At 69.2% G+C, this 19,467-nt stretch carries 16 protein-coding genes; 5 read left to right on the top strand and 11 right to left on the bottom strand.

From position 1 onward, the window contains the following. Positions 1 to 130: 130 nt before the first annotated feature. Positions 131 to 688, bottom strand: a complete 558-nt coding sequence (locus ACQHII_RS39845) for a hypothetical protein (RefSeq protein ID WP_427923795.1) — start codon at positions 686 to 688, stop codon at positions 131 to 133. Here ACQHII_RS39845 and ACQHII_RS39840 point away from each other — a divergent pair. Both ACQHII_RS39840 and ACQHII_RS39835 read left to right on the top strand, forming a co-directional pair. Continuing rightward, on the top strand, positions 687 to 1,355 hold the full coding sequence (locus tag ACQHII_RS39840; RefSeq protein WP_427923794.1) for a class I SAM-dependent methyltransferase: 669 nt from the start codon (positions 687 to 689) through the stop codon (positions 1,353 to 1,355). The two genes, ACQHII_RS39845 and ACQHII_RS39840, sit on opposite strands and share 2 nt — an antisense overlap. An 819-nt stretch (positions 1,356 to 2,174) precedes the next feature. Next, the gene (locus ACQHII_RS39835; RefSeq protein WP_427923793.1) at positions 2,175 to 2,987 is read left to right on the top strand and encodes a PhzF family phenazine biosynthesis protein; all 813 of its coding nucleotides are present in this window, start codon (positions 2,175 to 2,177) and stop codon (positions 2,985 to 2,987) included. 28 nt (positions 2,988 to 3,015) lie between these two features. Here the strand turns inward: ACQHII_RS39835 and ACQHII_RS39830 are convergent, their stop codons facing one another. After that, positions 3,016 to 3,816: a CPBP family intramembrane glutamic endopeptidase gene (locus tag ACQHII_RS39830; RefSeq protein WP_427923792.1), complete on the bottom strand. Its 801-nt coding sequence runs from the start codon at positions 3,814 to 3,816 to the stop codon at positions 3,016 to 3,018. Positions 3,817 to 3,955: 139 nt separating this feature from the next. Between ACQHII_RS39830 and ACQHII_RS39825 the strand changes: the two genes are divergently transcribed. Then, a complete protein-coding gene (locus ACQHII_RS39825; RefSeq protein ID WP_427923791.1) occupies positions 3,956 to 5,743 on the top strand; it encodes a substrate-binding and VWA domain-containing protein in 1,788 nt (595 codons plus the stop codon). 12 nt (positions 5,744 to 5,755) lie between these two features. Here the strand turns inward: ACQHII_RS39825 and ACQHII_RS39820 are convergent, their stop codons facing one another. Further along, positions 5,756 to 7,273, bottom strand: a complete 1,518-nt coding sequence (locus ACQHII_RS39820; protein ID WP_427923790.1) for a glutamate-cysteine ligase family protein — start codon at positions 7,271 to 7,273, stop codon at positions 5,756 to 5,758. Positions 7,274 to 7,797: 524 nt separating this feature from the next. Here ACQHII_RS39820 and ACQHII_RS39815 point away from each other — a divergent pair. Continuing rightward, a complete protein-coding gene (locus ACQHII_RS39815) occupies positions 7,798 to 8,382 on the top strand; it encodes a hypothetical protein (RefSeq protein ID WP_427923789.1) in 585 nt (194 codons plus the stop codon). 284 nt (positions 8,383 to 8,666) lie between these two features. Next, positions 8,667 to 8,858, top strand: a complete 192-nt coding sequence (locus tag ACQHII_RS39810; RefSeq protein WP_427925512.1) for a DUF5999 family protein — start codon at positions 8,667 to 8,669, stop codon at positions 8,856 to 8,858. A 105-nt stretch (positions 8,859 to 8,963) separates the two neighbouring features. Here ACQHII_RS39810 and ACQHII_RS39805 read toward each other — a convergent pair whose 3' ends face one another. From ACQHII_RS39805 to kdpF, 8 genes are all read right to left on the bottom strand, one after another. Further along, positions 8,964 to 10,007, bottom strand: a complete 1,044-nt coding sequence (locus ACQHII_RS39805) for an endo-1,4-beta-xylanase (protein ID WP_427923788.1) — start codon at positions 10,005 to 10,007, stop codon at positions 8,964 to 8,966. Positions 10,008 to 10,099: 92 nt separating this feature from the next. Further along, positions 10,100 to 11,545, bottom strand: coding sequence for a glycoside hydrolase family 43 protein (locus ACQHII_RS39800; RefSeq protein WP_427923787.1), 1,446 nt, complete (start codon positions 11,543 to 11,545; stop codon positions 10,100 to 10,102). 53 nt (positions 11,546 to 11,598) lie between these two features. After that, the gene (locus ACQHII_RS39795) at positions 11,599 to 14,145 is read right to left on the bottom strand and encodes an ATP-binding protein (protein WP_427923786.1); all 2,547 of its coding nucleotides are present in this window, start codon (positions 14,143 to 14,145) and stop codon (positions 11,599 to 11,601) included. Position 14,146: 1 nt separating this feature from the next. Further along, positions 14,147 to 14,830 (bottom strand): response regulator, encoded by a 684-nt coding sequence (locus ACQHII_RS39790; protein ID WP_427923785.1) that lies wholly within the window; start codon positions 14,828 to 14,830, stop codon positions 14,147 to 14,149. Between the two features lie 100 nt (positions 14,831 to 14,930). Beyond that, positions 14,931 to 15,563: a potassium-transporting ATPase subunit C gene (locus tag ACQHII_RS39785; protein WP_427923784.1), complete on the bottom strand. Its 633-nt coding sequence runs from the start codon at positions 15,561 to 15,563 to the stop codon at positions 14,931 to 14,933. Positions 15,564 to 15,569: 6 nt separating this feature from the next. After that, complete coding sequence (gene kdpB / locus ACQHII_RS39780) at positions 15,570 to 17,672, bottom strand: potassium-transporting ATPase subunit KdpB (RefSeq protein WP_427925511.1); 2,103 nt, start codon at positions 17,670 to 17,672, stop codon at positions 15,570 to 15,572. A gap of 29 nt (positions 17,673 to 17,701) precedes the next feature. Then, complete coding sequence (gene kdpA, locus ACQHII_RS39775) at positions 17,702 to 19,366, bottom strand: potassium-transporting ATPase subunit KdpA (RefSeq protein ID WP_427923783.1); 1,665 nt, start codon at positions 19,364 to 19,366, stop codon at positions 17,702 to 17,704. Between the two features lie 8 nt (positions 19,367 to 19,374). Then, on the bottom strand, positions 19,375 to 19,464 hold the full coding sequence (gene kdpF / locus ACQHII_RS39770) for a K(+)-transporting ATPase subunit F (RefSeq protein WP_016434100.1): 90 nt from the start codon (positions 19,462 to 19,464) through the stop codon (positions 19,375 to 19,377). Positions 19,465 to 19,467: the final 3 nt, after the last annotated feature.

Raw genomic sequence — 19,467 nt, 5'->3', positions numbered from 1 at the left:
CGAGGCGTCCGCCGGAAGCCACAGGGCCGCGTACCTTCGACGATCGCTCGCCAATAGGACGCGCGGCGACCACTTCCAGGATCCGGCCGGCACAGGCGTGCTCAGCCGTGCACGGCTGCCATGAGCCGACCTACTCGCTCCGCCGCCGACGACGCCCGTCCCGCTCCAGCAACCAGCCGTCGACCGCCCCGAAGTCCGCCCCCGTGAGGCCGGTCGTCGAATCCACGCGGTGGAGGAGGGCGTGTCCGCCGTGATGGTCCGACACCCATGCATGATCGACGTCGGTGATCTCGTCGTCGACCCAGACGAAGGGGCGGCCCGCCGCGGCTCGGACGAGGGCTCGGGTCTTCCAGTTGAGTGCGGCGGGCTCGTACTCCTGCGGTGGGTCAGGGAGTTCGGCCACCGGGAAGCGCGGCAGTCCGAGGAGCGGAGACAGCACCTCGTTGGCGTACTCCATCCAAGCGGTGGCCCAGATCAGTTCGCAGGGCAGTGCCAGCAGACGCGGGACATGACCTGTGTCGATCTTCGCCAGCTGGGGGTTCGACGTGCTCTGCCAGTCCACCCACCCCTGAGGGCTCGACGGCATCCGCGCCCCGCCGAGGGGCAGCAGCGTTCCGTCGACGTCCAGGAAAAGCAGCGGGCGTTCCGCGCGTTCGGTCTCGGCCCACTCCCCTAAGGTCGCCCTCATGGCCGAGCCCTCCTACCTCGCCGCGATCCGGGAGTCGTACGACACCGTCGCCGCCGACTACGTCCAACTCGTCAAGAATCCGGCCGAGTTGGACCCACTGTCACGTGCGATGCTGGCCGCCTTCGCGGAGACCGTGCGGTCGGCGGGGCTCGGGCCGGTGGCGGATCTGGGGTGCGGGCCCGGCAAAGTCACCGCGTATGTGGCGGAGTTGGGGGTGCCGGTCTTCGGCATGGATCTGTCCCCGAGGATGATCGAGCTGGCCCGCCGGGCCTACCCGGACCTGACCTTCACCGTCGGTTCGATGACCGCGCCGGAGATCGGCGACGGCGAACTGGGCGGCGTCCTGGCCTACTTCTCCACGCACCACACCCCACCGGACCAACTGCCCGTCGTGTACGGCGAGTTCCACCGCACGCTCGCGCCAGGCGGCCAGCTGATGCTGGCCGGCCATGTCGGAGAGGGCGAACTCCGGCGCCCCACGCAGGCGTACGGCGGGCATCCCGTGTCCTACGAGTCCCATCTGCTGCCGCCGGAGCGGATCGCCGGGTTGCTGGAGCGGGCAGGGTTCGAGATCACCGCCCGGTTGATCCAGGAGCCCGCCGCGGGATCGAAGAGGACGTACGCCACCTTCATGGCCCGGAAACCGGAGCAGCCGTCGCCGTCATAGGGGCCTCTTCGAAGCGACTCGGGGCCGCACCGCCGACTCGGGGCCGCACCGGCGAGACGCGATCGCCCCGCTGATTCGGGGCCGCACCGCCGATTCGGAGCTGCACCGTCGATTCGGGGCCGCACCGTCGATTCCGGGCTGCACCATCGATTCGGAGCTGCACCGCCTAACCGGTCCAGCACCACCGACTCCGGTCCAGCACCACCGACTCCGGTCCACCGCCACCGACTCCGGTCCACCGCCACGGAATCAGCCCAGCACCGCCGAACCACCGCAGCACGACCGAATCAGTCCGTCACCACCAACCCGACCTCGCACCACCGGCCAGATCCGGCACCACCAACCCGCCCCAGCACCGCCCCCGGACCTCGCACCACCAGCCAGATCCGGCACCACCAACCCGCCCCCGCACCGCCCCCGGACCCCACACCACCGGCGCGATCCAGCACCACCGAACCGGCACCCAGCCGCCTGACCGGTCCACCACCACGCAATCGGGCCAGCACCGCCTAACCACCTCAGCACGACCGAATCAGTCCGTCGGCGCCGACTCGGCCCCGCACCACCAACCCGACCGTGCACCCCCCGGACCCCACACCACTGGCCCGATTTCACCACCGAGCCGGTATCGCACCACCGAACCACCCGAGCACCACCACCCCAAGCCCCACATCGCCGAACCAACCCGAGCCACCCTCGCGCTCACCCCACCCCACCCCTGCCCGCCCCGCACCGCACCGCCCCACCCCGCACCGAATCAGTCCACCATCCCCAAATTGGCCTTGGTCAGACAGGCCAGCAACCACCTAGCGTCGAAGCATGCGGATTCGAATCGTCGACGCCTTCACCGACCGCCCCTTCGCCGGCAACCCGGCCGGAGTCGTGCTTCTCGACGCGTTCCCGGAGGGCGACGGCTGGCTGCAGCAGGTCGCGATGGAGGTCAATCACGCCGAGACGGCGTTCACGCACCCGTTGCCCGAGGGCGGCGCCGCCGACTGGGCGCTGCGATGGTTCACGCCGGCCACCGAGGTCGCGATGTGCGGACACGCGACCCTCGCGACGGCTCACGTGCTGCACACCACCGGCGTCCACGAGGGCCCCGTGCGGTTCGCCACCCTCAGCGGCGTACTCATCGCCACACCGGCGCCCGACGGGTCGATCACCCTCGACTTCCCGACGGCGCCGCTCACCCCGGTCGAGATCTCGGAGGGCGTCGCCGAGGCCCTGGGCGCCGAGGCGCTGACCGCCTTCGACACCGGGCCGAACATCCGCGACCTGGTCGTCGAACTCGCCGACGAGAAGACCGTCGTAGGACTGGCGCCCGACCACAAGGCGCTCGCCGCCTACTCCGAGCGCGGGATCATCGCCACCGCCCGCGCCGAAGACCCCACGCGGGGCTACGACTTCGTCTCCCGGTGTTTCTTCCCGAACGTCGGGATCGACGAGGACCCGGTCACCGGGAGCGCGCACACGGCGCTGGCTCCGTACTGGGCCGAGCGGCTCGGGCGCACCACCCTCACCGGGCTTCAGGCCTCGCCCCGGTCCGGGCGCGTCCGTACCGAACTGCGCGGCGACCGGACCCTGTTGACCGGTCGCGCGGTCACCGTCATCGACGGCGAGTTGCTCGCCTGAACCTCAACAGACCGACCGCTCGGGCGACTTACGCCGTCGGCAGCCAGCCGACCCTCCCCGCCAGCAGCGCGTAGCCGACGAACGCCCCGATGTCGAGCAGGGAATGCGCCACGACCAGGGGGCCCACACGGCCCCAACGGCGGTACAGGTAGACGAAGACCACGCCCATCACCATGTTGCCGACGAAGCCGCCGATGCCCTGGTAGAGGTGGTAGCTACCGCGCAGTACGGAACTGGCCACCAGCGCGGTGCCCGGCGTCCAGCCCAACTGGCCGAGGCGGCGCAGGAGATAGCCCACCACGATCACTTCTTCGAGGATCGCGTTCTGCATCGCGGAGAGGATCAGGACCGGGTACTTCCACCAGACGTCGGGCAGCGCCTCGGGCACCACGGTGAGGTTGAAGCCGAGACCCCGTGCGGCCAGGTAGAACGCGATGCCGGTGCTGCCGATGACCGCCGCGATGGCCGCGCCGCGGCCGAGGTCGGGCCAGGGCCGGGTGCGGTCGAAGCCGATCGTGCGCAGGCTCTCGCCCTCCCTGAGGAGGAAGTGCGCGACGAGGGCGACGGGGACGAGGGCCGACGCGATGCCGAAGAGCTGCCAGGCGAGATCGAGCCATGGACGGCCGGGTGCGGCCGAGGCGTTGAGGGTGGCCGCCTGGTCCTTGAGACCGCCCGGTTTCGTGACCGATCCGACAAAGCTGATCAGGGCGGACACTCCGCTCGCACCGAGCGAAAGCCCCAGAACGAGCAGCGCCTCGGACCGGAGAATCCGCCGTGTGGGCCGCTCCAGCGGAAAAGTTTCGGCCACCTGCCCTGCCTCCACCTGCACACCTGCCTTCAGTTCGGAAATCCCGCCTCATGCCCATCTTCGCCCCGCTAGGGTCTCGAAAGAACTTACGAAGATCGTGCGCGACAGGCCGTTGGGGGAGACGGAGGCACGAGGTTCAACAGGGAGGGGCACCACCGTCATGGGACGTCACAGCTTGCCCGATCCGCAGCGGGCGGGCGGCAGCGACCCCCGTCCTCGTGCGCGGCGCCGCAAGGTGGCCCTCGCCACGGTGCTCGTGCTGACCGTCGCCGGCGGTACCGCGGTCGCGGTGCAGAGTGGACTGCTCTCCTTCGGTTCCTCCTGCCGCAAGGACGCGGTACGACTGAAACTGGCCGCCTCCCCCGACATGGCTCCCGCCCTGCGTGCCGCGGCCGGACAGGCGCGCGACGAGAACATCACGTCCGACGGGCAGTGTCTGAACATCTCGGTGACCGCCCAGGAGTCGTACAAGTTCGCGGACGCGCTCAAGTCGGGCAAGCACCCGGACGTCCAGGTGTGGGTGCCCGACTCGGAGTTGTGGGTGAACCAGGTCACGTCGGCCGCCGACTCGGACGCGACGGAGGCGACTCCCGCGGGCAACGTCGCCTCCACCCCGGTCGGTGTCGCGATGGTCCCGGCCGCCGCGAAGTCGCTGGGGTGGCCGAAGAAGACGTACACCTGGCTGGACCTGGCCGGTGCCACCCTCCAGGACGACTCGCTGCGGCTGGGTGCGGCCGATCCGGCGCGCAGCGCGACCGGGCTGCTCGCGCTGACGGCGTTGAGTACCGCCGCCGCGAAGGTCAAGGGCGGTGACACGCAGGCGGCGGCGATGATGAAGACGCTGTCGCAGCGGATCTCGGACACCGACAGCCAGGTCCTGGACACCCTGCCGCGCGACTCCTCGGGCACCGAGCAGGGCAATCCGAAGCGCAACCAGGCGCTGGTGCTGAGCGAGCAGTCGGCGTTCGCGTACAACACCTCGGCGGACGGCGGCGGGAGTCTCGACCTGTTCTATCCGAAGGACGGCTCTCCCCGGCTGGACTACCCGTACAACCTGGTGGACCGGGAGCGGCAGACGACGGACCAGAGCCGGGCCGCGATCCGGTTCATGACGTATCTCAGTCAGCCGGCGCAGCAGAAGCTGATGGAGAAGTACGGGTTCCGCACCGATGACGAGGACGCGCCGAAGGCGGTGGTCGCCGAGGCCGGCGGCAGCAGTCCCCAGCCGTACGCCGTGGCAGCGGCCGAGCCGGCCTCCGACGCGGCGCTCCAGGAGGCGCTGGGGACGTGGACGATCACGGTGCAGAGCGCGCGGATCACCACGGTCGTGGACGCGTCGTCGTCGATGTCGGAGTCGGTGCCGGGGACCGGGCAGTCGCGGATGGACGTCACGAAGGCGTCGCTGTTGCAGGCGCTGGCCACGTTCACGCCCGAGGACGAGATCGGGCTGTGGGATTTCTCCACGAAGCTCGACGGCGACAAGGACTACCGCGTCCTGGTGCCCACCGAGCGGCTCGGCGACCGCGTGGGCGGCGGCACCCAACGGGACCGGCTGTCGGCCGCGTTCGGGAGTCTGAAGCCGGTGCCGAACGGCGCGACGGGGCTCTACGACACCACACTGGCCGCGTACAAGGCGGCCACATCCTCTTATGCGGACGGGAAGTTCAACGCGCTGGTGATTCTGACCGACGGGGTCAACCAGGACCCGGGCAGCATCTCGCGCACCACGCTGCTCAAGGAGCTGCGCCAACTCGCCAGCCCTGAACGGCCGGTGCCGCTGATCATGATCGCGGTGGGTCCCGAGGCCGACAAGGAGGAGGCCCGGCAGATCGCCGAGGCGACCGGCGGCTCGGGCCACGAGGTGAGCAACCCCGCGCAGATCCAGTCGGTCATCCTCCAGGCGATCGTCGCGGCCGGCGCGGCAGGCGCCTCCTCCAACTCGGGCTGAAACGACGGCGGTTCACCCCAGGGACGCCGGCTCAGGCAGCCCCACCGGCCACGTGTGGACCGGCTCCCCGAGGTGCATCAGCTCGCTGTAGCGGCGGGTCGTCGCGGCGAAGGCGGCTTCTCTGCCGAGGCCCTGTTCGAGAGCGCGGTGGAAGGTGGCGGACTGCCAGGTCGCGCCGTTGGCCCGGCGCCGGCAGCGTTCGTCGATCACGCCCAAGTAGAGGTCCCGGTCGGCCGGTTCGACCCCCCACGCGTCCAGACCGGCCTCGGCGAGCGGCAGCAGTTCGTCGCGTACGAGAGCCACGGCGTCGATCTCGGTGGTGCCGCCGAGCCGTCCGCGCCGGGGCCAGAGCAGGCGGGCGTCGATGCCATGGCGGCACGCGGTGTCGAAGTTGGCGGCGGCGGCCTCGAAGGGCAGCCGGGTCCACACCGGCCGCGACTCCTCGGCGAGGGCGCGGACGACGCCGTAGTAGAAGGCGGTGTTGGCGATGACGTCGGTGACGGTGGGGCCCGCGGGCAGGACGCGGTTCTCGACGCGCAGGTGCGGTACGCCGTCGGCGATGCCGTAGACCGGGCGGTTCCAGCGGTACACCGTGCCGTTGTGCAGGACGAGTTCGGCGAGGGTGGGGATTCCGCCGGCGTCGAGGACGTCGAGGGGTTCCTCGTCGTCGTGGACCGGGAGCAGCGGCGGGAAGTAGCGGAGGTTCTCCTCGAAGAGGTCGTACGCCGATGTCACCCAGCGTTCGCCGAACCAGGTGCGGGGGCGGACGCCCTGGGCCTGGAGTTCGGGCGGGCGGGTGTCGGTGGCCTGCTGGAAGAGCGGCGGGCGGGACTCGGCCCACAGCTCACGGCCGAACAGGAAGGGCGAGTTGGCGCCCACGGCGACCTGGGCGGCGGCGACGGCCTGGGCCGCGTTCCACACGTCGGCGAAGCGGTCGGGGGTGACCTGGAGGTGCAACTGCACGGAGGTGCAGGCGGCTTCGGGGGCGATGGAGCCGGAGGTGCAGGTGAGGTGCTCGACGCCGTTGATGTCGAGGACGAAATCCTCGCCCCGGGCGGCCACGATCTGATCGTTGAGCAGGGTGTAGCGGTCGACCGCGGAGAGGTTCGAGGAGACCAGGTCGTCCCGGTCGAGCGTGGGCAGAATGCCGATCATCACTATTCCGGCGTCGACCTCGCCCGCTTTCCGGTGGGCATATGCCAGTGACGTACGGATCTCCTCGGCGAGCCGGTCGAATACCCGGCCCTCCAATCGATGTGGGGCAATGTTGACTTCCAGATTGAACATGGCGAGTTCTGTTTGGAAATCTCGGCTCGCGATGCGTTCGAGGACTTGCGCATTCAACATTTTCGGCATGCCGTCGGCACCGGCGAGGTTGAGTTCGATCTCCAGCCCCATGAGGTTCCTGGGGCGGTCGAACCGCTTCTCGGCCAGCAGCCGCTCCAGTCCCGCCAGGCACCGACGCAGCTTGGCGCGGTAGCGCTGGCGGTCGGCCAGCTCGAACGGTCCCGCCACCACCTTCTCGCCCATCGAAGCGTCACCTCCTCGTCCCCGGGTCAGGAAGGATGATGCCCAGACCTGGCGATCGATAACGTCCCGCGGCGGCCCGGCGCCCGCTACTCTGGTGCGAAGTGACCCGCGGCACATTCACGAGGCATGGGGCGATGCGCGGTTCCGCGCGCAATGAGAACCTCGTGAAAAACGCCGACGAGAATTGGCCGACCGCATGGGTGACATATCCCGAGGTCATCGCCGTTTACCCGCTTCGGAACCGGGATAATTCCCGCGAATCGCTGGCCGAATGGTCCCTTGTTGTTCATACGGGAAACGGTTAGACGAAACACCGTCTGAACACGTGTCGTATAAACTCCGCGAACAAGGCAGAAGGTTGGCGCCACGGTCCTGGAACCTGCCGTCGAGGTGACGTGCGGCAGGCCGCACCCATGTTCACAGCACCCCCGGCCCCCGCCTCTCTGACCCCGAGAGCTGACAGCGCCGTCCGCCCCCGTCCCGCCCTCGCGCCACCGTGCCTGTCGAATGAGAGGCGACCCACCATGCCGCTGCATGTCCCCCCGGCTCCCGCGCCCGCACTGCGCTCCGTTCTCACGGCACTCGGTTCCCCCACCGCCGTCCGCGAGGCCCGAACACCTTCTCTGCGCGCGGCCCAGGGGCCCGCCACCCCCGAACTCCCGTTGCCCGTCCATGTGCTGGACCGCGTCACGCCGGAGGGGACGGCCGTCACCTCGCTGGCCGGGTGGCGTTTCCTGATCCGCTGCGGCGACCGCGCGGTCGCCGCCGCCGAGACGATGCTGACCCCCGACGGCTGGGCGTTCTCACACTTCTTCGAGGGCCCCTACATCGCCGCGACGGAGCGCGCGCTGCGCCAGGCCGAGAACATGAAGGGTGCCTACCAGCCGCGCCTGCTGTCCGTGCCCGGCCTCTACATGCTCACGCTGTGGCTGCACGGCGATCTCACCGCGGACGGCACCGGCGGCCACCCCGTCGCGGCCGATCTGCTGGTCCCACTGGCCCCGGCACCCCCCGGCATCGCGGCCCACCGTCCGCACCGGGTCGCCGAGTTGCTGCCGGTGCTGACTCATCGGGTGACTCCGGCGCCGCTACTCAGTTCACCCGCCTGACTTCTCTCCGCTGTCACTCCCGTACCCCGTCACCGAATTCCCGGTGGCGGGGTACGATCGCGTTTCCGATCCTCTTTATGCTCGCAACGCTCGTACGAGCAGGAAATAGCTCGTACGAGCTGGGAATTGGGATGAACCGTCCGCGCGGGTGATGCGTCATCAACCTGTGAGAAGCGGTGCCGCTAAATCCCTGCGGATTGACGCCCGTGGGGCAACACTGGGTTCGGACCAACTCAACACCACGGGGGACGGACATGACCACAACAGAGCGAGAGATCCCACCAATGTGCAAGCACCAGCCACCGTGTCCCACAGCCGAATCAGCCGACCGGGAATCCGCCCGCCTCATGGTGAGCCATCCCGAACAGGGCTGGAGCCTGCTGTGCAACGGCGTTCTCCTGTTCGAGGACACCGGTGAGCTCCTGCCCGACGGCCAGATCATCGCCCCGCACCGCCAGGTGATGACGGCCGCCTGAGCATTGCCGAGAACATGAGGGGCCGGCCGCACACACTTCGGTGCGCACCGGCCCCGACGCATATCCGGGACTGATCACTCCGCGTAGTCGACCCGTAGTCGACCGCTATCCCAGCGCCTCCCGCAGCGCGAAATAGGCGGGCTTGGGCACGAACTGTTCGTCCCACGGAAGAGCGGCACCCTCACCGGGGAAGAACGCCGGAATCCACGAATACTTGTCCGTGTAGTCCCATACGGTCACCCCCACGCACCGGCGCACCGCGAGGCACGCCCCGGTCAGGTCCCGGTACCAGTCGGCCTGTTGTGCCAACTTGGCGTCGGTCGCCGGTAGTTGCATCCGTACGTCGACCTCGGTGAGCGCGGTGTCGAGCCCGAGGCGGGAGAAGCGGCGGAGGTTGTCCTCCAGGCTCGCCGGATAGCCGTACTGGAGCGCCAGGTGCGCCTGGAGCCCGATGCCGTCCAACGGCACGTGCTGGGCCCTGAGTTGCTTGGCGAGGGCGTAGTACGCGTCGCTCTTGGGGCCGGTCGCCTCGATGTTGTAGTCGTTGAGGTACAACTTCGCGTGCGGGTCCGCCTGGTGGGCCCAGCGCAGCGCGTCGGCGATGTAGCCGGGGCCCAGCGTCCGGTACCAGAGGGTGTCGCGGTAGGTGCCGTCCTCGTTGAAGGCCTCGTTGACGACGTCCCAGGAGTAGACCTTGCCGCGGTAGTGCCGCACCTCGGTGGTGATGTGCTTCTTCAGTACGGCCCGCAGCGCGTCCGCCGTCCAGGTCCCGGACGTGAGCCAGTCGGGCAACTGGCTGTGCCAGACCAGGGTGTGGGCGCGGACCCGCTGGTGGTTGGCGCGGGCGAGGTCCACGATCTGGTCGCCGTTCGTCCAGTCGAAGACGCCCTGTTGCGGCTCGGTGGCGTACCACTTCATGCCGTTGCCGGGGGTGATCATGTCGAACTCGCTGCCGAGGACCGACGTGTACGCGGTGTCGGTCAGCTCGGGGTTGTCGGTGGCGCTGCCGAAGTAGCGGCCGTGGCGCTCGGCGAGTTGGGCGAGGCTCGGCTGTTTCTCCCGGGCCTGCGCGGGCGGGCCGCCGGCGATCCCCGTGGCGAGGAGGAGGGCGGTGAGCGCGCCCGCGAGTCTCAGGCTGTTTCTGGGCATGGTGCGACTCCTGTCCATGGATGAGCAGTACGTCGGTTGGCGCCCGCACCGGTGAGGGGTCGAAACTTTCGGAATCCATCCAGAAAGTTGTGCTACTGCCGTTCGTAGTCGAACCAGTCGAAGGCCGCCGTGCCCTCGGTGACGTACATGCCGATCACACGGCCGGTGAAGCCCCCGGCGACCTGGGTGGAGAGATAGCGGCCGTCCAACTCGGCCAGTTCTACGGCGCCTTCGGGACCCTCGACGGAAAAGGTGAGGGTGTCGGGGCCGCGCATGCTGGTGTCGGCCGTGCTGATGGCGACGGCGAGGGTGAGCGGGCCGGGCGGCACCGGTTGCTCCACGACCCGCTGCCGTACCGGGCCGATCCGCCCGACCACGCTCACCGCTCCCCCGGCGACCTCGATGTCGTAGTGATGGGCCTCGTCCATGCGGACGGAGAGTCCGGCCGGCCCGGAGCCGGGGTCGATGCGGAGCGCCACCCGGCAGTCGGGGTGCTGCTGCCGGCGCCCGAGGAAGACGGGGCCGGCCTGCGCGTCGAGGGTCAGCCACCCCGGTCGCTCGGTCGACGACCAACTGCCGTCGGGCCTGTTGCGCGGGGAGATCCAGGAGAAGGCGAGAGTCTGGGCGTCGAAGTCGTCGCGCACCGGCGGGAGTTGGAAGGGGTGCCAGGCCGCCAGGGCCGGGTGCTGTTCCCGTACCGGACCGACCCGGGGCCAGCCGTCCACCCATTCCACCGGGGTCAGGAACGTCTCGCGGCCCAGCACGTGGAAGCCGGGGAACCAGCCTCGGGGGCGGGTGCCGAGCAGCACCATCCACCAGGTGCCGTCGGGGGCCGTGACCAGGTCGGCGTGGCCGGTGCTCTGGATGGGGAGGTCGGTGCTGCGATGGGAGAGGATCGGGTTCGCGGGGGCCGGTTCGTACGGGCCGCGCGGGGAGCGGGCGCGGGCGATCGAGACACTGTGGCCGTGTGCGGTGCCGCCCTCGGCCAGCATCAGGTACCACCAGTCACCGACGCGGTAGAGGTGCGGGGCCTCCGGATGCTGGAGTCCGCTGCCGGACCAGACGGGGAACGGGCCCTCCAGGACCTTGCCGGTCGTGGGGTCGATGCGGGCGATCTTCACCCCGGCGACCGCGCACCAGCAGGCGCCGTCCTCGTCCCAGGCCAGGTCCGGGTCGATGCCCGGCACGTCGACGAGCACCGGGTCCGACCACGGGCCCTCGGGGCGGTCGGCGGTGACAAGGAAGTTGCCCTTGCCTCGCACGTCGGTGGTGATCAGGTAGAAGCGGCCGTCGTGGTGGCGGAGGGTCGGCGCGTAGATGCCGGCCGAGGCGGGGGTGTCGTCCGGGAGGTCCAACTGGCCCGGCCGGTCAAGGACGTTGCCGATCTGGCGCCAGTGCACCAGGTCCCGGCTGTGGAAGAGCGGGACGCCGGGGAAGTACTCGAAGCTGGAGCACGCGAGGTAGTAGTCCTCGCCGACCCGGCACACACTGGGGTCCGGATGGAACCCGCCGATGACCGGGTTGTCGTACGTCCGCATGGGTGTCCGCCCTCCGTCCGGCCCGTCGAAACATTCGGGCCGCTCTACGAACCTTACGGAGCGGGACTGTAGGTGGATCCTTCGACGGGGGCAAGGTCGCTCGCAGGGGCGAGTTGCAGACTGAGGACCATAGTGAGGCCACCGCCGGGGGTGTCCTCGGCGCTCAGTGTGCCGCCGAGCGCCTCGGTGAAGCCGCGCGCCACGGCGAGACCGAGGCCGACCCCGGCGCCGCGCGGGGCGTCGCCGTAGCGCTGGAAGGGCTCGAAGATGCGGTTCTTCGCCTCGTCGGGGACGCCGGGGCCGCGGTCGACCACGCGGATCTCGACGCGGTCGGCGATGGCACTCGCCTTGACCAGTACGGGAGTTGACTCCGGGCTGTACTTCACCGCGTTCTCGACCAGGTTGGCCACCGCGCGCTCGAGGAGCCCGGGGTCGACGGCGACCATGGGCAGTGTCTCCGGGATGTCGAGTTCGACGGTGTCCTCGGGGACTCCGCCGAGTGCCATCGGGACGACCTCGTCGAGGTCCACCTCGCGGATCATCGGGGTGACGGTGCCGGTCTGGAGGCGGGACATGTCGAGGAGGTTGCCCACGAGGTTGTCGAGGCGGTCGGCGCCGTCCTCGATGCCGGCCAGCAGCTCGGCCTGGTCCTCGTCCGACCAGGCGACGTCCTCGGAACGGAGCGAGGTGACAGCCGCCTTGATGCCGGCGAGGGGCGTCCGCAGGTCGTGGCTCACGGCGGCCAGCAGGGCCGTGCGGATGCGGTTGCCCTCGGCCAACGCGCGGGCCTGGTCGGCCTCTTCGCGCAGGCGGCGGCGGTCGAGTACGACGGCTGCCTGTGCCGCGAAGGCGGCGAGGACGCGACGGTCCTCGGCGGGGAGCACCCGGCCGGAGAGCGCGAGGGCCATGTGGTCGCCGACCGGTACGTCGACGTCCGCGTCCTCGGGGTTCTGGCAGGGGCGCGGGCCCACGCTGCCCGCGCAGGTCCAGGGTTCGACGTCGCCGGCGCGCTCCAGCAGGGCGGCCGACTCCATGCCGAAGGTCTCCCGGACCCGTTCCAGGAGCGCCTCCAGGCTGGTCTCGCCGCGCAGCACATTGCCCGCGAGGAAGGAGAGGATCTCCGACTCGGCGCGCAGCCGGGCCGCCTGGTGGGTGCGCCGGGCCGCCAGGTCGACCACGGACGCGACGGACACCGCGACGGCCACGAAGATCGCGATGGCGACGATGTTCTTCGGGTCGGCGATGGTGAAGGTGTGCACGGGCGGGGTGAAGTACCAGTTCAGCAGCAGCGATCCGACCGCCGCCGAGGCCAGCGCGGGGAAGAGTCCGCCGAGCAGGGCCGCCGCCACGGTCAGGGTCAGGAACAGCAACATGTCGTTGGCCAGGCCCACTTCGGGTGCGACACTGCTCAACAGCCAGGTCAGCAGCAGCGGTCCGCCGATACCGGCCAGCCAGCCGCCGACGATCCGGGCCCGCCCGAGCCGCGCACCCCGGTTCACGGGCAGTCCGCGCCCCTTGCCCGCCTCGTCGTGGGTGATCAGGTGGACGTCGAGGTCGGGGCCGGAGTCCCGGGCGACCGTCGAGCCGACGCCCGGCCCGAAGACGTACTGCCAGCCCTTGCGGCGGGAGACGCCGAGGACGATCTGGGTGGCGTTGACCCCGCGCGCGAAGTCCAGCAGCGCCACCGGGATGTTCTCGCCCACGACTTGGTGGAAGGTGCCGCCCAAGTCCTCGACGAGGGTGCGCTGTTGGGCGAGCTCCTTCGGGGAGGCGGAAGTGAGGCCGTCGCTGCGGGAGATGTAGACCGCCAACACCTCACCGCCCGCGCCCTTTTCGGCCAGGCGGGCGGCGCGGCGGATGAGCGTACGTCCCTCCGGGCCTCCGGTCAGTCCTACGACGATCCGTTCGCGCGAGCCCCAGATCGCCGAGACGCGGTGCTCGCTGCGGTACTCCTGGAGGTAGGCGTCGACCCGGTCGGCGAGCCAGAGCAGCGCCAACTCCCGTAGCGCGGTGAGGTTTCCGGGCCGGAAGTAGTTCGACAGAGCCGCGTCGACCTTGTCCGGTTTGTAGATGTTGCCGTGCGCCATCCGGCGCCGCAGCGCGGGCGGTGACATGTCGACCAGCTCGATCTGGTCGGCGCGGCGGACGACTTCGTCCGGCACGGTCTCCTGCTGCCGTACACCCGTGATGGACTCGACGATGTCACCCAGGGATTCCAGGTGCTGGATGTTGACGGTCGAGATCACGTCGATGCCGGCGGCGAGGAGTTCCTCGATGTCCTGCCAGCGCTTGGTGTTGCGGGAGCCGGGGATGTTGGTGTGCGGGAGCTCGTCGACGAGGGCCACCTCGGGGTGACGGGCGAGGACCGCGTCGACGTCCATCTCGCTGAACGTCGTTTCCCGGTAGGCGAGTTCGCGGCGCGGGATCTCCTCCAGGCCGTGCAGCATCACCTCGGTGCGCGGCCGGCTGTGGTGCTCGACGAACGCCACCACGCAGTCGGTGCCCCGCTCGATTCGGCGGTGCGCCTCGGACAGCATCGCGTACGTCTTGCCGACGCCCGGTGCCGCACCGAGGTAGATCCGGAGCTTGCCGCGTCCCATGTCATCCTTCGAAGCGGTAGCCCATGCCGGGCTCGGTGATCAGATAGCGGGGGCTCGACGGATCCCCCTCCAACTTCCTTCTCAACTGGGCCATGTAGACCCGGAGATAGTTGGTCTTGTTGCTCTGGGACACCCCCCACACCTCCTGAAGCAGGTACTTCTGCGTGACGAGGCAGCCGGGGTTGGTGATCAGGATCTCCAGCAGATGCCACTCGGTGGGGGTGAGGCGGACGTCGTGCCCGGCGCGAGTGACCTTTTTGGCGAGCAGGTCGATGGTGAAGTCGTCGGTGATGACCACGGTGGTGGTCGGGGCGAGCGGCACGTCCTCGACGCGGCGGACCGCGGCCCGTAGCCGGGCCAGGAGTTCGTCCATGCTGAACGGCTTGGTGATGTAGTCGTCGGCGCCCGCGTCGAGGGCGGCGACCTTCTCGTCCGAGGCCTGCCGCGCCGACAGCACCAGGATCGGGACCCGGGTCCAGCCGCGCAGCGCCTTGATGACGTCGACGCCGTCCATGTCGGGCAGCCCGAGGTCCAGCATCACGACGTCCGGCTGCCGCATGGCCGCGAGTCGCAGCGCGGTGGCGCCGTCGGGGGCCGCGTCCACGCCGTACTGGCGGGCCTGCATGTTGATCACGAGGGCCCGTACGAGCTGCGGGTCGTCCTCCACCACCAGCACCCGTGTCATGGGGGTGTGCCTTTCGTGTGGTCCCTGGCATGGCGGCGGGAGTCGGCGGCGCCGGGATCTCCCCCGGGCCGCCGACTCCCCTGCCGGTCGTGTAACGCCATCAGCTCTTCGTCACAAGGGACTTGAGGGCGATGTTGAGTTCGAGGACGTTCACCGTGGGCTCGCCGATGAAGCCGAGGGTGCGGCCGTCGGTGTGGTCCTTGACCAGCTTCTCCACCTGGCTGACGGAGAGGTGGTTCCGCTCGGCGACCCGGTGGACCTGGAGTTCGGCGTAGGCCGGGGAGATGTCCGGATCGAGGCCGGAGCCGGAGGAGGTGACGGCGTCGGCCGGTACCTGGGAGGGCCTGACCTTGTAGTCGGCCGTGGAGTTGTTCTTCACGACCGCCGCCTTGGCGTCCTCGACCTGCTTGACGAGCACCTTGCTGTCGGCCGCGAGGTTGGTGGCGCCGGACAGGATCAACTTGTACTGCGTGTTGACCGAGTTCGTGCCCAGGCCGTTGGCCGGACGCCCCTGGAAGTAGTCCAGGCTGTAGCCCTGTTGACCGATCAGCGAGGAACCGACGACCTTGCCGTCCGCCTTGATCTCCGAGCCGTTCGCCTTGTTGTTGAACAGCGCCTGCGCCACCCCCGTGACCACCAGTGGGTAGATGACACCGGTCACCAGGGTCAGCACGAGGAGGGCACGCAGGGCCGCCCAGAGCAACCGGGCTGTGTTGGATACCGAGTTGTTCATAACTGGTCAGCCGATTCCGGGGATGAGGGAGATGAGGAGGTCGATGATCTTGATGCCGATGAAGGGCGCGATCAGGCCGCCGATGCCGTAGATCCCGAGGTTGCGGCGGAGCATCTTGTCCGCGCTGACCGGCCGGTACTGCACCCCCCGCAGGGAGAGCGGGACCAGCGCGATGATGACCAGCGCGTTGAAGATGACGGCCGACAGGATCGCGGAGTCGGGCGAGGCCAGGTGCATGATGTTGAGCTTGTCGAGGCCCGGGTAGACCGCCGCGAACAGCGCCGGGATGATCGCGAAGTACTTCGCGACGTCGTTGGCGATCGAGAACGTCGTCAACGCGCCCCGGGTGATGAGGAGTTGCTTGCCGATCTCGACGATCTCGATGAGCTTGGTCGGGTTCGAGTCGAGGTCGACCATGTTGCCGGCCTCCTTCGCGGCCGACGTGCCCGTGTTCATCGCCACGCCGACGTCCGCCTGCGCGAGCGCGGGCGCGTCGTTCGTGCCGTCGCCCGTCATCGCGACGAGCTTGCCGCCGGCCTGCTCCCGCTTGATGAGCGCCATCTTGTCCTCGGGAGTGGCCTCCGCGAGGAAGTCGTCGACGCCCGCCTCGTCCGCGATGGCCTTGGCGGTCAGCGGGTTGTCGCCCGTGATCATGATGGTCTTGATGCCCATGCGGCGCAGCTCGTCGAACCGCTCCCGCATGCCCGCCTTGACGACGTCCTTGAGGTGGATGACGCCCAACACCCGTGCGCCGTCGGCGTCTTCGACCGCGACCAGTAGCGGGGTGCCGCCGGCCGCGGAGATCCGGTCAGTGAGCGCGCTGGCGTCCTCGGACACCTCGCCGCCCCGCTCCCGGACCCAGGCAACAACCGAACCCGCCGCGCCCTTGCGGATCTTGCGCCCGTCCACGTCCACACCGGACATCCGGGTCTGGGCGGTGAAGACGATCCACTCGGCGTGCGCCAACTCGCCCTGGTGCCGCTCGCGCAGGTCGTACTTCTCCTTCGCCAGGACCACGATGGAACGGCCCTCGGGCGTCTCGTCGGCGAGCGAGGAGAGCTGGGCGGCGTCGGCGAGTTGGGCCGCGGTGGTTCCGGTGACCGGCACGAACTCGGAGGCCTGCCGATTGCCGAGGGTGATGGTGCCTGTCTTGTCGAGGAGGAGAGTCGAGACGTCTCCTGCGGCCTCGACTGCCCTGCCGGACATGGCCAGTACGTTGCGCTGCACGAGCCGGTCCATGCCCGCGATACCGATCGCCGAGAGCAGCGCGCCGATGGTCGTAGGGATGAGACAGACCAGCAGGGCCACCAGCACGATCATCGTGAGGTGGGTGCCCGCGTAGTCCGCGAACGGCGGCAGCGTGGCACAGGCCAGCAGGAAGACGATCGTCAACGAGGCCAGCAGGATGTTCAGCGCGATCTCGTTGGGCGTCTTCTGCCGGGCGGCGCCCTCGACCAGGGCGATCATCCGGTCGATGAAAGTCTCGCCGGGCTTCGTCGTGATCTTGATGACGATGCGGTCGGAGAGGACCTTCGTACCGCCGGTGACGGCCGAGCGGTCGCCGCCGGACTCGCGGATGACGGGCGCGGACTCGCCAGTGATGGCCGACTCGTCGACACTCGCCACGCCTTCTACGACGTCACCGTCGCCGGGGATGATGTCGCCGGCCTCACAGACGACCAGGTCGCCGATCTTCAACTCGGTGCCCGGAACCTCCTCCTCGGAGCCGTCCGTGAGCAACCGCCGGGCCACGGTGTCGGTCTTGGCCTTGCGCAGGGTGTCGGCCTGCGCCTTGCCGCGGCCCTCTGCGACGGCCTCCGCGAGGTTGGCGAAGATCACGGTCAGCCACAGCCAGGCGCTGATCGCCCAGCCGAACCAGTCGCCCGGGTCCTTGAAGGAGAAGACCGTGGTCAGCACGGACCCGATCCACACCACGAACATCACGGGCGACTTGACCATCACCCGCGGGTCGAGCTTGCGGCAGGCGTCGGGCAGGGACTTGATCAGTTGCTTCGGGTCGAACAGACCCGCGCCGACACGTCCCTCGGGGGACGCGTGACCGGTCGGCACATCGCTGTGCGGCGCCCTGGTCGGGGTGGCTGTGGACATCGAGTCCTCTGACTTCTCTATACGGGTGCTCATGACGCCAGCCCCTCGGCCAGCGGTCCCAGCGCCAGCGCCGGGAAGTAGGTCAGACCGGTGATGATGAGGATCGCGCCCACCAACAGGCCGGTGAACAAGGGCTTTTCGGTGCGCAGGGTGCCCGCGGTGACCGGGACCGGCTTCTGCTCGGCGAGCGAACCGGCCAGCGCCAGCACGAACACCATCGGCAGGAAGCGGCCGAGCAGCATCGCGAGCCCGAGCATCGTGTTGTACCAGTCGGTGTTCGCGTTCAGACCGGCGAAGGCCGAGCCGTTGTTGTTCGCGGCGGAGGTGAAGGCGTACAGCACCTCGGAGAAACCGTGCGCGCCGGAGTTCAGCATCGAGTGCGGCGGGGTCGGCAGCGCCATGGAGGCGGCCGCGAAGATCAGCACCAGGGCCGGGGTGATCAGAATGTAGCAGGCCGCGAGCTTCATCTCTCGGGTGCCGATCTTCTTGCCCAGGTACTCGGGCGTACGACCGACCATCAGCCCCGCGATGAACACCGCGATGACCGCCATGATCAGCATGCCGTAGAGGCCGGAGCCCGTACCACCGGGCGCGATCTCACCCAACTGCATGCCCAGCATGGTGATTCCGCCGCCGAGCCCGGTGAACGAGGAGTGGAACGAGTCCACCGCGCCCGTCGAGGTCAGCGTCGTAGACACCGCGAAGATCGAGGAGGCACCGACGCCGAAGCGCTGCTCCTTGCCCTCCATCGCACCGCCGGCGATCTGGAGCGCGGAGCCGTGGTGGGCGAACTCGGTCCACATCATCAGGGCGACGAAGCCGACCCAGATGGTGGCCATGGTGGCGAGGATCGCGTAGCCCTGCTTGATCGAGCCGACCATCACGCCGAAGGTGCGGGTCAGCGCGAACGGGATGACCAGCAGCAGGAAGATCTCGAAGAGGTTGGTGAACGGTGTCGGGTTTTCAAAGGGATGGGCACTGTTGGCGTTGAAGTAACCGCCGCCGTTGGTGCCGAACTCCTTGATGGCCTCCTGCGAGGCGACCGCACCGCCGTTCCACTGCTGGTGCCCGCCCATGAACTGCCCGACTTCATGGATCCCGGAGAAGTTCTGGACAGCCCCGCAGGCGACGAGGACGATCGCGGCGATGATCGAGCCGGGCACCAGGATCCGAATGACACCACGCACCATGTCGGCCCAGAAGTTGCCGAGTTCACCGGTGCGCGAGCGCGCGAAGCCCCGTACGAGAGCCACCGCGACGGCGATGCCGACGGCCGCGGAGACGAAGTTCTGCACGGCCAGACCGGCGGTCTGCACGACGTGGCCCATGGTCTGCTCGCCGTAGTACGACTGCCAGTTGGTGTTCGTCACGAACGACACGGCCGTGTTGAACGACTGCGCCGGATTGACGGAGGAGAACCCCAGCGAGCCGGGCAGAACGCCCTGCAGACGCTGAAGCAGATAGAGGAAGAAGACTCCGACGGCCGAGAAGGCGAGCACTCCGCGCAGATACGCGGGCCAGCGCATCTCGGTGTTCGGGTCGGCACCGATGCCCTTGTAGATCCACTTCTCGACGCGCCAGTGCTTGTCGGAGGAGTAGACCCGGGCCATGTAGTTGCCGAGGGGGATGTAGGCGAGTGCCAGCGCGCCTATGAGGGCGAGCAGCTGAAGCACGCCCGCGAGTACGGGACCCATGTCGTTGCTCAGAACCTCTCCGGGAAGATCAGGGCGAGGACGAGATAGCCCAGCAGGGCGACGGCCACAACGAGGCCGACGATGTTCTCGGCGGTCACAGC

Source organism: Streptomyces sp. cg40 (assembly GCF_050320165.1).
GTDB classification, from domain to species: Bacteria; Actinomycetota; Actinomycetes; order Streptomycetales; family Streptomycetaceae; genus Streptomyces; species Streptomyces hokutonensis.
This window is presented reverse-complemented; position numbering and strand designations above follow the sequence as displayed.